Source organism: Bacillus sp. 7_6_55CFAA_CT2 (genome assembly GCF_000238655.1).
GTDB classification, from domain to species: domain Bacteria; phylum Bacillota; class Bacilli; order Bacillales; family Bacillaceae_G; genus Bacillus_A; species Bacillus_A cereus.
In genome coordinates, this window is the sequence record NZ_JH414719.1 from 1 (window position 1) to 12,353 (window position 12,353).

Genomic DNA, 12,353 nt, shown 5'->3' on the forward strand with positions numbered 1-12,353 from the left:
GCCCCCTCAAGATGAGATTTCCCATAGCGTAAGCTAGTAAGATCCCTGAAAGATGATCAGGTTGATAGGTTCGAGGTGGAAGCATGGTGACATGTGGAGCTGACGAATACTAATAGATCGAGGACTTAACCATATAATATGTAGCAATGTTATCTAGTTTTGAAGGAATATGCCTTCATAGTTTGGTGATGATGGCAGAGAGGTCACACCCGTTCCCATACCGAACACGGAAGTTAAGCTCTCTAGCGCCGATGGTAGTTGGGACCTTGTCCCTGTGAGAGTAGGACGTCGCCAAGCAACTAAAAACACAAGTCATTTGACTTGTGTTTTTTTGTATTGTTAAAAAGAATGGGAAAGAAGTAATGGTAATACAAACACGTTGCCCAAGAGTTAATCATATTATATAAAAGATGGGTGTATATTTTTCTGTAAATTGTTAAGGATTAGAAGTATAAAATAGGTTCACTTAAATAGGGAGGGAAGGTTATGAAATTACAAAGTGAAGTTTGTATTGTTTGTGAGACGAAAAGAAAAGAAGGTATATATGTTTATAATAATTTAATATGCTATGAATGTGAAAAGGATATGGTGAATACAGAGACAGATGATCCGAAATATATACATTATTTAAAGCAGCTTCGAAAATTAGAAGTATCATATTTTTAAATAGGCATATGCCTATTATTTTTTTTGTTCTGTATAATAGATAGAGAATGAATAATAAGGAAGAGATGTAGATGAATCAAAATCGTATGCCTTTATATGAGGCGTTAATAGAGTTTAAAGAAAGAGGGCCGTTATCTTTTCATGTTCCAGGTCATAAGAATGGTTTAAACTTCCCTCAGGAGGCAATAAGAGAGTTTAAAGATATTCTATCTATTGATGTAACTGAGTTAGCAGGACTAGATGATTTGCATAGTCCGTTTGAATGTATAGATGAGGCACAACAATTATTGGCTGAAGTTTATAATACAAAGAGGAGCTATTTTTTAATTAATGGTTCAACAGTCGGGAACTTAGCAATGATTTTGTCTTGTTGCGGGGAACATGATATTGTTCTTGTACAAAGAAATTGCCATAAATCAATTATTAATGCTTTAAAACTTGCCGGAGCAAATCCCATTTTTTTAGATCCATGGATTGATGAAGCTTATAACGTACCGGTGGGAGTTCGTAACGAAATTATTAAGAAAGCAATTGAAAAGTATCCAAATGCGAAAGCGCTCATTTTAACGCATCCTAATTATTATGGTATGGGGATGGATCTAGAGGCAAGCATCGCTTTTGCACATGCACATAAAATACCTGTTTTGGTAGATGAGGCACATGGGGCACATCTGTGCTTGGGAGAACCATTCCCGAAGTCAGCATTAACATATGGTGCAGATATTGTAGTTCATTCTGCACATAAAACATTACCCGCAATGACAATGGGTTCCTATTTACATATAAATAGTCACTTAGTAGACGAAGAGAAGGTTACTACTTATTTAAGTATGCTACAATCTAGTAGTCCATCGTATCCAATTATGGCTTCCTTGGATATAGCACGCTTTACAATGGCGCGTATAAAAGAAGAAGGTCACAGTGAAATTGTTGAGTTCTTACGAAAATTTAAGGAACAATTACGTTCTATTCCTCAAATCGCCATTTTAGAATATCCGTTGCAAGATGAGTTAAAGGTCACCGTACAAACTCGTTGTCAGTTATCAGGGTACGAATTACAGTCTGTATTTGAAAAGGTCGGTATATATACAGAGATGGCTGATCCGTACAATGTCCTATTTATTTTACCCTTACAAGTAAATGGGGGATATATGAAGGTTATAGAGATGATCCGAGTAGCATTGCAACATTATGAGGTGAAAGACAAGAGGGAATCTATTCGTTATACTTATAAAGGTGAGTTCTCTCTTTTACCGTATACGTATAAACAACTAGATGGATATGAAACAAAGATAGTATCTATAGAAGATGCTGTTGGAATGATAGCGGCGGAAATGGTGATTCCGTATCCACCTGGAATTCCATTGATTATGTATGGAGAGAGAATTACTTCAGAGCATAAAGAGCAAATTATGTATTTAGAGAGAGCAGGGGCTCGTTTTCAATGTAATACGAAATATATGAAAGTGTATGATATAGAAAGTAGGTTTTAGGATGAAGGGATTATTTGTAACAATTGAGGGCCCAGAAGGTTCAGGTAAAACAACGTTAATTAAAAGCTTATTGCCATATTTTGAAAAAAAAGCACAAAAGGTAATGGCGACAAGAGAACCAGGCGGTATTGCAATTTCTGAGGACATTAGGACGATTTTACATAAACAAGAATATACGATGATGGAAGCACGTACAGAAGCGCTTCTTTATGCTGCTGGGCGCAGACAACATTTAGTAGAAAAAGTTATGCCAGCACTTAATGAGAACTACCTCGTGTTATGTGATCGTTTTATAGATAGCTCTTTAGCATACCAAGGCTATGCAAGAGGATTGGGTATGGATAAGGTATTTGAAATAAATCGTTTCGCAACAGAGGACTGTATGCCTAGTTTAACAATTTATCTAGACATTGAGCCTGAGGTTGGTTTGGCTCGGATTGAAAAAGATGCAGGACGTGAAGTAAATCGACTAGATATGGAAGATATCTCTTTCCATAAACGTGTGCGCGAAGGGTATTTACAAGTTGTAGAACGTTTCTCGGATCGTATTGTATTGGTAAATGCTGATCAGCCGATGGAAAAACTTATAGAAGAAGTTGTTCAGATTATAGAAGATAAATTGTTATAATAGAAGGAAAGAATGAAATAAGTGAGGTATGCATTATGACGAAGACGTGGGAGCAGCTTTCTGCTATACAACCCATCGGTGTAAAAATGTTGATGAATAGCATTGCAAAAGAGCGTATATCCCACGCTTACTTGTTAGAGGGAGGGAAAGGGACAGGAAAGTTTGCGACAGCAATTCAAATGGCAAAGAGTTTCCTCTGTTCTGAGCGAAATGGGGTAGAGCCCTGCCATGTATGTACAAACTGTAAGCGAATTGATTCAGGTAACCACCCTAACTTACATATTGTAAAACCAGACGGATTATCTATTAAAAAGCAGCAAATTCATGATTTACAAGAAGAGTTTTCAAAAACAGGATTAGAGGCAAATAAAAAATTATATATTATTGAGCACGCAGATCGTATGACAGCAAATGCGGCAAATACACTTTTGAAATTTTTAGAAGAACCAAGTAGTGATACAACTGCTATTTTACTTACTGAACAAAGTCATCAAATTTTAAATACGATTTTATCTCGTTGCCAAGTTGTTACGTTTAGACCGTTACCTACGGAATCTTTAATTAGAAGATTACAGGATGAAGGGATTACAGCATCTTTATCGACACTTGCTGCTCAACTTACAAATAGTTTTGATGAAGCTTTAGCTTTATGTAGTGATGAATGGTTTGCACAAGCACGAGCTTTAGTGATAAAATTATGTGAAGCGCTCGAAAAAGATAAAACCTCTATTTTTTTTGTACAAGAAAAATGGGGAAAACACTTTGGAGAGAAAGAACAATTACAGCAAGGTTTAGATATGTTACTCCTTATTTATAAGGATTTATTATATGTTCAACTTGGAGAAGAAGATCGTCTTGTTTTTCATGATCAGAAAGAGATGTTTGAATCGTTTTCCTATGCTCAGAAGCGCATTGTATCAGCTCTCTTTAATATATTAGAGGCAAAAAATAGAATCAACGCTAATGTAAATGCGCAGCTTGTGTTCGAACAGTTAGTGTTGCGGTTGCAGGAGGGATGACCGTTTTGTATGATGTAGTAGGTGTTCGCTTTAAGAAGGCCGGAAAGGTATATTACTTTGATCCAAATCAGTTCGATATCTCTGAAAATGAGTTTGTCATTGTAGAAACGGTAAGAGGTATTGAATACGGAAAAGTAGTTATTACCAAAAAACAAGTTGATGAAAACGACGTTGTATTACCGCTAAAAAAGGTTATTCGTATTGCAAATGAAAATGATCGTACCATTGTTGAAGAGAACAAACATGCTGCCAAAGAAGCATATCAAGTCTGTCAACAAAAGGTAGTAGAGCATAATCTTGATATGAAACTTGTAGATGTAGAGTATACATTCGATCGTAATAAGATTATTTTCTATTTTACTGCGGATGGTCGGATCGATTTCCGCGAACTAGTGAAGGACTTAGCCGCAATTTTTAGAACAAGAATTGAACTAAGACAAATTGGTGTTCGTGATGAAGCGAAGATGCTAGGTGGTATTGGTCCATGTGGTCGTATGCTTTGTTGTTCTACTTTTTTAGGGGATTTTGAACCTGTATCCATTAAAATGGCAAAGGATCAAAATTTATCATTAAATCCTGCAAAAATCTCTGGTTTATGTGGTCGCTTAATGTGTTGCTTAAAATATGAGAATGATGAATATGAGGCAGCAAAGGAACAACTTCCTGATTTAGATCAACGTATACAAACCCCGCATGGTACTGGCCGTGTTATCGGATTAAATATTTTAGAAAGATTAATTCAAGTGGAACTAGTAGACAAGGAACGGATAGTAGAATATACGTTAGATGAGTTAGTGAATAAAGGGGTCGTTTCGAGTCAAACCACAGATTAATGAGGTGGGTGCTTGTGGAGAAAAAAGATATTTTTGAATCGGTTTCTAGTATGGAAGAGCAAATTGGACATTTATATAAACAGTTGGGAGAGTTAAAACAGCATCTTGCAGAGTTGTTGGAAGAAAACCAGCATATAAAAATGGAAAATAACAATTTGCGACACCGTTTTGAAGAAGTGCAGAATAAAGAAAAACAAAAAACTCAAAAACGTAAAGAAGTGAAGCCGAAAACAGATATTGGTGAAGGCTATGACAATTTAGCGAGACTGTATCAAGAAGGTTTTCATATTTGCAATCTACATTATGGAAGTGTACGTAAAGAGGGAGATTGTTTATTCTGTCTGTCATTCTTAAATAAAAAGTGAAATTACCTTTCCAATTATAATTGGAAAGGTAATTTTTTATACATGAAATAGGGTAGGTTAAGGGTAAGAAAAGGAGCAGTATATGAATTTATATGAAGATGAACGTTTAGATTACTTATTAGCACAAGACATGAAGATTATACAAAGCCCATCAGTATTTAATTTTTCTTTAGATGCCGTTTTACTTGCAGATTTTGCATGGGTACCAATTCAAAAGGGGAATTTACTTGATTTGTGTACAGGTAACACGGTTGTTCCCCTTCTATTAAGTACAAGAACAAAAGGAAATATTACTGGTGTGGAAATTCAAGAACGCTTATATGATATGGGAGTAAGAAGTGTTCAATACAATGGGTTGGAGGAAAGAATTCACCTCATACATGGAGATTTGAAAGATATGCCAGAGAAACTTGGGCGTCATCAATATGATGTTGTTACATGTAATCCACCATATTTTCAAACACCTCAAACTTCAGAGAAAAATATGAATGAACATTTAGCGATAGCTCGTCATGAAATTATGTGTACATTAGAAGATGTTGTATCTGTAAGTAGTCAGTTAGTAAAACAAGGTGGGAAAGTAGCGTTTGTACATCGTCCAGGGCGATTACTAGACATTGTCACATTAATGCGTAAATATAAAATTGAACCAAAGCGTGTGCAATTTGTTTATCCTAAGGTTGGAAAAGAAGCAAATACATTGTTAATTGAAGGAATTAAGGATGGAAATGCAGATTTGAAAATTTTACCGCCTCTCGTTGTATATGAGAACAATAACGAATATACAAAGGAGCTACGTTCGATTTTATATGGAGAAGAATAAGCACTTTTTTTATGTGGTAGAGTGCTCTGATGGAAGTTATTATGCTGGATATACAAACCATATAGAAAAGAGAATTCAGACTCATAATAGCGGCAAAGGGGCTAAGTATACACGCGTCAGGCTTCCTGTTGTTTTAAAATATGTAGAGACCCACGATGATAAGCGTACAGCTATGCAAGCGGAGTATTACTTTAAGCAATTAACGAGAAAACAAAAAGAGGCATATATGCAAAAAGGAGAACGCTATGTGGCAACAAAAAAGCTTTCAACAAAATGAAAAGGGAGTTTTATATTTAGTACCAACTCCTATTGGAAATCTAGAAGATATGACATTTCGTGCAATCCGAATTTTAAAAGAAGTTGATTTAATTGCTGCTGAAGATACGAGACAAACGAAAAAACTTTGTAATTATTTTGAAATTGAAACACCTGTTACGAGTTATCATGAGCACAATAAAGAAGTAAGTGGGAAGAAACTATTAGAGAAATTAGAGGATGGAAAGAATGTAGCACTTGTTAGCGACGCTGGTATGCCGTGTATTTCTGATCCAGGTTACGATATTGTCGTTGAGGCAGTAGCTGAGCAATATCATGTAATTCCGCTTCCTGGAGCAAATGCAGCCCTTACAGCATTAATTGCATCCGGTCTTGAAACAAAGCAGTTTTATTTCTATGGTTTCTTGCAGAGAAACAAAAAGGAACGAAAGATGGAGTTAGAAAAGCTTCGTTATGTACAAACTACAATGATGTTTTATGAAGCGCCTCATCGTTTAGACGATACTTTAATTTCGATGCAGGAAGTGTTGGGAAATAGAGAGATTGTATTATGTCGAGAGTTAACGAAAAAATTTGAGGAATTTATTCGAGGGACAATCGAAGAAGCAATTGAGTGGACGAAGCAAAATGAAGTACGTGGTGAGTTTTGTATTTTAGTAGCTGGTTCAACAGAAGAACCTGCTCCAGAAGAACAATGGTGGGAATCTCTTTCGGTATATGATCATATTGAATATTATATAAATGAAAAAAGTATGAATTCAAAAGAAGCGATTAAAACAGTCGCTAAAGATCGAGATTTGTCGAAAAGAGATGTATATCAAATCTATCATGTCGATAAAAAATAAGCTTCTCATAATTGAGAAGCTTATTTTGCTGTTTCGATATAATCTTGAAGTTCGTTTAAGATTTGCTCAGCGCCTTCTTTGCTTAAGATGATTTTACCTTCAGCTAAAGAAAGGTTACCGTCAGATACTTCACCAGTTACTTGGCAAGTCATGTTTGGTTTATATTTCTTTAAGATGATTTTTTCGTCATCAACATAGATTTCAAGAGCGTCCTTTTCTGCAATACCTAAAGTACGGCGTAATTCGATTGGAATTACTACACGACCTAATTCATCAACTTTACGAACAATACCAGTAGATTTCATAATTTTTTTCCTCCTAAATAAATAGTTTATAAGTTTCGAGTCTATTTTTAGATTCGTCATTTTTCGACAAAATACCCTATGGACATATGATACCAATCATTTACATTTCCGTCAATTCTTAAATTCTATATTTTTTAAAAAGATTTATAGATTTCTTATTTCTTATATATAATAGATTGAGAGGAAATTCCACAATTATTTACATTATTTTCTGAAAAAATAATAAATTAAAAGTGGAGATTGTATATTTTTGTGAAATATGAGCAATAGATGATAAAGATATCGAGCATTAAGACCTAAATTTAAAATTAGGTTGGCGTAAAGAAGATAAGTTAGATTTGGGCTGCTCGTAAAAGCCCAATTAATGTGGGCTAATAATTAGTGGGGAGGAACAAAAACCCTACTGATTAAAGTTTCACTTTATATATGAGTTTTTGATATACTGTTTATAAATACATATGAGGTTATTCGGGAGGTTCAAAACAATGACAGAGGAAAATAAGTCCTTTTATATTACTACCCCAATTTATTATCCAAGTGGAAAATTACACATTGGACATGCTTATACGACAGTAGCAGGAGATGCGATGGCACGATATAAGCGTATGCAAGGTTATAATGTGCATTATTTAACAGGAACTGATGAGCATGGACAGAAGATCCAAAAGAAAGCAGAAGAGTTAAATATTACGCCACAGGCATATGTTGATAACATTGTTGCAGGAATTAAAGAGCTTTGGGAGAAGATGGATATTTCTTATGATGATTTTATTCGTACAACTGAAGATCGTCATAAAGATGTTGTCGAAAAAATCTTTAAGCAATTAGTAGATCAAGGTGACATTTATCTTGATGAATATGAAGGTTGGTATTCTGTACAAGATGAGACGTTCTATACAGAGCATCAATTAGTAGATCCAATTATGGAAGGCGACAAAGTAGTTGGAGGAAAAAGCCCAGATAGTGGTCATGATGTAGAACTTGTTCGTGAAGAATCTTATTTCTTTAGAATGGGTAAATATGTCGACAGACTATTAAAGTTCTATGAAGATAATCCACATTTCATTCAGCCGGAGTCTCGTAAAAATGAAATGATTAATAATTTTATTAAACCAGGATTAGAAGATTTAGCGGTTTCTCGTACTTCATTTGACTGGGGAGTTCGTGTTCCTGGTAACCCAAAACATGTTATTTACGTATGGGTTGACGCATTATCTAATTATATTACGGCGTTAGGTTATGGAACAGCAAATGAAGAGAAATATAAAAAATTCTGGCCTGCAGATGTGCATTTAGTTGGGAAAGAAATTGTTCGTTTCCATACAATTTATTGGCCGATAATTTTAATGGCATTAGATTTACCTCTTCCGAAGAAAGTCTTTGCTCATGGCTGGATTTTAATGAAGGATGGAAAGATGAGTAAGTCAAAAGGAAACGTAGTAGATCCAGTTACATTAATCGATCGTTACGGATTAGATGCATTACGTTATTACCTACTTCGTGAAGTTCCATTTGGATCTGATGGTGTATTCACACCAGAAGGATTTGTGGAGCGTATTAATTTCGACTTAGCAAATGACTTAGGTAATTTATTAAATCGTACAGTAGCTATGATTGATAAGTATTTTAACGGAGAAATCCCTGCATTTAAAGAAAATGTGACGGAATTTGATGAAACGTTAGTAGCGTTTGCACAAGATACTTTGAAAAAAGTAGAAGAAGCAATGGAGAATATGGAGTTCTCTGTAGCGTTAGGATCTATTTGGCAACTAGTTAGTCGTACGAATAAATATATTGATGAAACACAACCATGGGTATTAGCAAAAGATGAGAATGATCGTGAAAAGTTAGCTTCTGTAATGGCTCATTTAGCAGAAGTACTTCGTCAAACAGGTATTATGCTTATGCCATTCTTAACAGTAGCACCAAGCAAGATGTTTGCTCAGCTTGGCCTTACTGATGAAGCTCATAAATCTTGGGAAAGTCTATCTACAATTGGCTGCATTCCAGCTGGAACAAAAGTAGAAAAAGGAAACCCAATTTTCCCTCGTTTAGAAATGGAAGTGGAAGTAGAGTACATTAAAGAACAAATGAAAAGCTCTGCTCCTAAAGTAGAAGAGAAAAAAGAAGAAGAACCGAAGGCAGAAGAAATTACAATTGATGATTTCTTTAAAGTAGAATTACGCGTAGCTGAAGTACTATCTGCTGAACCTGTGAAAAAAGCAGACAAGTTGTTAAAAATTCAACTAGACTTAGGCACAGAAAAGCGTCAAGTTGTTTCTGGAATTGCAAAATTCTATTCGCCGGAAGACTTAAAAGGTAAAAAGGTTATTTGTGTAACAAACTTAAAACCTGTAAAATTACGCGGTGAATTATCGCAAGGTATGATTTTAGCGGGTGAAGAGAATGGCGTATTGTCATTAGCATCAATTGACCAAAATCTACCAAATGGTACAAAAATCAAGTAATTAAGACAAGAAAAGAGATGTTTCACGTGTAACATGTGTGAAGCGTCTTTTTTCTTTTTACACTCTCTATTTTTGCATTAAGATTGTAGTATTGTTATCGTTAAGTTATTAAAGAACTTATTTTTGTAGAATAAACTTGATTTCAATATAAAAGGAGTTATGTATTATGTTGTTTGATACACATTCACATTTGAATGCAGAGCAATTCGAAGAAGATTTGCAAGAGGTTATTGCCCGAATGAAAGAAGCGGGAGTTACTTATACAGTTGTTGTTGGTTTTGATGAAGTAACGATAAAAAAGGCGATGGAATTAGCTGAAGCCTATGATTTTATTTACGCTGCGGTTGGCTGGCATCCAGTTGATGCAATCGACATGACAGAAGAACATTTAGCTTGGTTAGAAGAACTTGCTTCTCATCCTAAAGTCGTTGCACTTGGAGAAATGGGCTTAGATTATCACTGGGATAAGTCTCCAAAAGAAATACAGAAAGAAGTATTTCGTAAACAAATTGCATTAGCGAAAAAAGTAAATTTGCCGATTATTATACATAACCGCGATGCAACTCAAGATATTGTCGATATTCTAGAAGAAGAGAATGCAGCTGAAGTAGGAGGCATTATGCATTGCTTTAGCGGTAGCGTAGAAGTAGCAGAGCGATGTGTTGATATGAACTTTTTAATTTCGTTAGGTGGACCAGTTACATTTAAAAACGCTAAGAAACCGAAAGAAGTTGCTACGGAGATTCCATTAGAGAAATTGTTAATAGAGACGGATTGTCCCTATTTAACGCCGCATCCATTTCGCGGGAAACGAAATGAACCGAGTTATGTAAAACTCGTAGCAGAAGAAATTGCGAATTTAAAAGGAATTTCTTATGAGGAAGTAGCAGAAATGACAACTAAAAATGCAAAAGTTTTATTTGGTGTTGAATAAAAAGAACGGGGGAAACCTGTTCTTTTTTATTTTGAGAAAAACTAGTAGAAGTAATGAAGAAAATAAATGTGAATGATGAAGTGTTACAATAAGGACAGGGAACAAAGATTTTTCTATTCTATTTTTTAAAATATAAGAATGGGGAAAATAATAATGGAAAAGTCGTCATTTTTTTGTTTTACTAAGTAGAGACGAAATGAGTGTGGAGGCAAGCATGAAAATAAAAGAGATTATCGTTGTAGAAGGTAAAGATGATACAGTTGCGATTAAGCGTGCTGTTGATGCGGATACAATTGAAACGAACGGTTCAGCAATCGGTGATCATGTTATTGAGCAAGTTAAATTAGCGCAGCAAAAAAGGGGCGTTATTATTTTCACAGATCCGGATTATCCTGGAGAGCGTATTCGAAAAATTATTTCTGACAAGGTTCCTGGCTGTAAGCATGCTTTTTTACCGAAGGAAGAAGCGCTTGCTAAAAGGAAAAAGGGTGTTGGGATTGAACATGCTTCTAATGAGTCAATTCGCCGTGCTCTAGAGAATATACATGAAGAAATGGAAGCTTACACAAGTGAAATTAGTTGGAGTGATTTAGTCGATGCAGGCTTAGTGGGCGGAGAAATGGCAAAGAGCCGCAGAGAAAGAATGGGTAAGCTATTAAAGATTGGTTATACAAATGCAAAACAGTTACATAAACGATTACAGATGTTTCAAGTTTCAAAGGAATCATTTGCAGAAGCTTATAAGCAAGTAATACAGGAGGAAAAAAAATGAAGGATATCGCAACGCCAAATCGTACAAAAGACATTGTTGAAAAGTATGGATTTTCATTCAAAAAAAGTTTAGGACAAAACTTTTTAATTGATACAAATGTATTAAATCGTATTGTCGATCATGCAGAAATTGGTTCAGAAAGTGGTGCAATTGAAATTGGACCAGGTATTGGTGCATTAACAGAGCAATTAGCGAAGCGTGCTAAAAAAGTAGTGGCTTTTGAAATTGATCAAAGACTATTACCAATATTAGATGAGACGTTAGCGCCATATGGTAATGTTACAGTTATTAATAAAGACGTACTAAAAGCAGATGTACATGAAGTATTTAATGAGCAATTTGAAGAAGGGCAAGATGTAATGGTAGTAGCTAACTTACCGTACTATATTACAACGCCAATTTTATTTAAATTGCTTGAAGAAAAGTTACCAGTTCGTGGATTTGTTGTTATGATGCAAAAAGAAGTTGGAGATCGTTTAGCTGCTAAACCTGGAACGAAAGAGTATGGTTCTTTATCGATTGCCATTCAGTACTATACAGAGGTTGAAACAGTTATGACTGTACCGCGTACAGTGTTTGTACCACAGCCAAACGTTGATTCTGCAATTATCCGCCTTCTAAAGCGTCCTAAACCGGTTGTAGAGGTGACAGATGAAACGTTCTTCTTTGAAGTAGTACGAGCAAGTTTCGCACAGCGCCGTAAAACTTTAATGAATAATTTATCAAATAATTTAAATGGTTTCCCGAAAGATAAGGAGTTATTGGATCGAATTTTAACAGAAGTAGGAATTGATCCAAAGCGAAGAGGCGAAACGCTATCTATTGAAGAGTTTGCAACATTAAGTAATGCATTAGTTCTTCATAAATTATCATAAGAATATGAAAGGGACAGTTCAAGTTGAACTGTCCCTTTTGTCACCTTTCTC

At 35.3% G+C, this 12,353-nt stretch carries 14 protein-coding genes and 2 rRNA genes; 15 read left to right on the forward strand and 1 reads right to left on the reverse strand.

All coding sequences use genetic code 11. The features are described 5' to 3' along the window. From HMPREF1014_RS28355 to rsmI, 11 genes are all read left to right on the forward strand, one after another. Positions 1-133, forward strand: a 23S ribosomal RNA gene (locus HMPREF1014_RS28355); the annotation flags it as partial. A 48-nt stretch (positions 134-181) separates the two neighbouring features. Continuing rightward, a 5S ribosomal RNA gene (gene rrf, locus HMPREF1014_RS28360) occupies positions 182-297 on the forward strand. Between the two features lie 189 nt (positions 298-486). After that, positions 487-666, forward strand: coding sequence for a sigma factor G inhibitor Gin (locus tag HMPREF1014_RS28365; RefSeq protein WP_000776279.1), 180 nt, complete (start codon positions 487-489; stop codon positions 664-666). Positions 667-737: 71 nt separating this feature from the next. Further along, complete coding sequence (locus tag HMPREF1014_RS28370) at positions 738-2,159, forward strand: aminotransferase class I/II-fold pyridoxal phosphate-dependent enzyme (protein WP_001075294.1); 1,422 nt, start codon at positions 738-740, stop codon at positions 2,157-2,159. Position 2,160: 1 nt separating this feature from the next. Beyond that, a complete protein-coding gene (gene tmk / locus HMPREF1014_RS28375; RefSeq protein ID WP_000677215.1) occupies positions 2,161-2,787 on the forward strand; it encodes a dTMP kinase in 627 nt (208 codons plus the stop codon). Between the two features lie 35 nt (positions 2,788-2,822). Beyond that, positions 2,823-3,806 carry a DNA polymerase III subunit delta' gene (gene holB / locus HMPREF1014_RS28380; protein ID WP_000169563.1) on the forward strand — a complete coding sequence of 328 codons (984 nt, stop codon included), beginning with the start codon at positions 2,823-2,825 and terminating at the stop codon, positions 3,804-3,806. 5 nt (positions 3,807-3,811) lie between these two features. Next, a complete protein-coding gene (locus tag HMPREF1014_RS28385) occupies positions 3,812-4,639 on the forward strand; it encodes a PSP1 domain-containing protein (protein WP_000272429.1) in 828 nt (275 codons plus the stop codon). Between the two features lie 14 nt (positions 4,640-4,653). Next, complete coding sequence (gene yabA, locus HMPREF1014_RS28390; RefSeq protein WP_000412063.1) at positions 4,654-5,004, forward strand: DNA replication initiation control protein YabA; 351 nt, start codon at positions 4,654-4,656, stop codon at positions 5,002-5,004. Between the two features lie 82 nt (positions 5,005-5,086). After that, the gene (locus tag HMPREF1014_RS28395) at positions 5,087-5,827 is read left to right on the forward strand and encodes a tRNA1(Val) (adenine(37)-N6)-methyltransferase (protein WP_001055370.1); all 741 of its coding nucleotides are present in this window, start codon (positions 5,087-5,089) and stop codon (positions 5,825-5,827) included. Continuing rightward, positions 5,814-6,104: a GIY-YIG nuclease family protein gene (locus HMPREF1014_RS28400; protein ID WP_000414350.1), complete on the forward strand. Its 291-nt coding sequence runs from the start codon at positions 5,814-5,816 to the stop codon at positions 6,102-6,104. Before HMPREF1014_RS28395 ends, HMPREF1014_RS28400 begins: the two co-directional genes overlap by 14 nt. Then, positions 6,073-6,948, forward strand: coding sequence for a 16S rRNA (cytidine(1402)-2'-O)-methyltransferase (rsmI, locus tag HMPREF1014_RS28405; RefSeq protein ID WP_000267821.1), 876 nt, complete (start codon positions 6,073-6,075; stop codon positions 6,946-6,948). Before HMPREF1014_RS28400 ends, rsmI begins: the two co-directional genes overlap by 32 nt. Positions 6,949-6,968: 20 nt before the next feature. Here the strand turns inward: rsmI and abrB are convergent, their stop codons facing one another. Continuing rightward, positions 6,969-7,253: a transition state genes transcriptional regulator AbrB gene (abrB, locus tag HMPREF1014_RS28410; RefSeq protein WP_000843036.1), complete on the reverse strand. Its 285-nt coding sequence runs from the start codon at positions 7,251-7,253 to the stop codon at positions 6,969-6,971. A 485-nt stretch (positions 7,254-7,738) separates the two neighbouring features. Here abrB and metG point away from each other — a divergent pair, with 485 nt between their 5' ends. The 4 genes from metG (at position 7,739) to rsmA (ending at position 12,302) form a co-directional block, all read left to right on the forward strand. Then, entirely contained in the window at positions 7,739-9,721 is a 1,983-nt protein-coding gene (metG, locus tag HMPREF1014_RS28415) for a methionine--tRNA ligase (protein ID WP_000134135.1), read from the forward strand. A 166-nt stretch (positions 9,722-9,887) separates the two neighbouring features. Further along, positions 9,888-10,655 carry a TatD family hydrolase gene (locus tag HMPREF1014_RS28420; RefSeq protein ID WP_000895843.1) on the forward strand — a complete coding sequence of 256 codons (768 nt, stop codon included), beginning with the start codon at positions 9,888-9,890 and terminating at the stop codon, positions 10,653-10,655. Positions 10,656-10,869: 214 nt separating this feature from the next. Beyond that, complete coding sequence (gene rnmV / locus HMPREF1014_RS28425; protein ID WP_000692835.1) at positions 10,870-11,427, forward strand: ribonuclease M5; 558 nt, start codon at positions 10,870-10,872, stop codon at positions 11,425-11,427. Further along, positions 11,424-12,302, forward strand: coding sequence for a 16S rRNA (adenine(1518)-N(6)/adenine(1519)-N(6))-dimethyltransferase RsmA (rsmA, locus tag HMPREF1014_RS28430; RefSeq protein ID WP_000651548.1), 879 nt, complete (start codon positions 11,424-11,426; stop codon positions 12,300-12,302). The genes rnmV and rsmA overlap by 4 nt, the downstream gene beginning before the upstream one ends. The last annotated feature ends 51 nt before the right edge of the window (positions 12,303-12,353 follow it).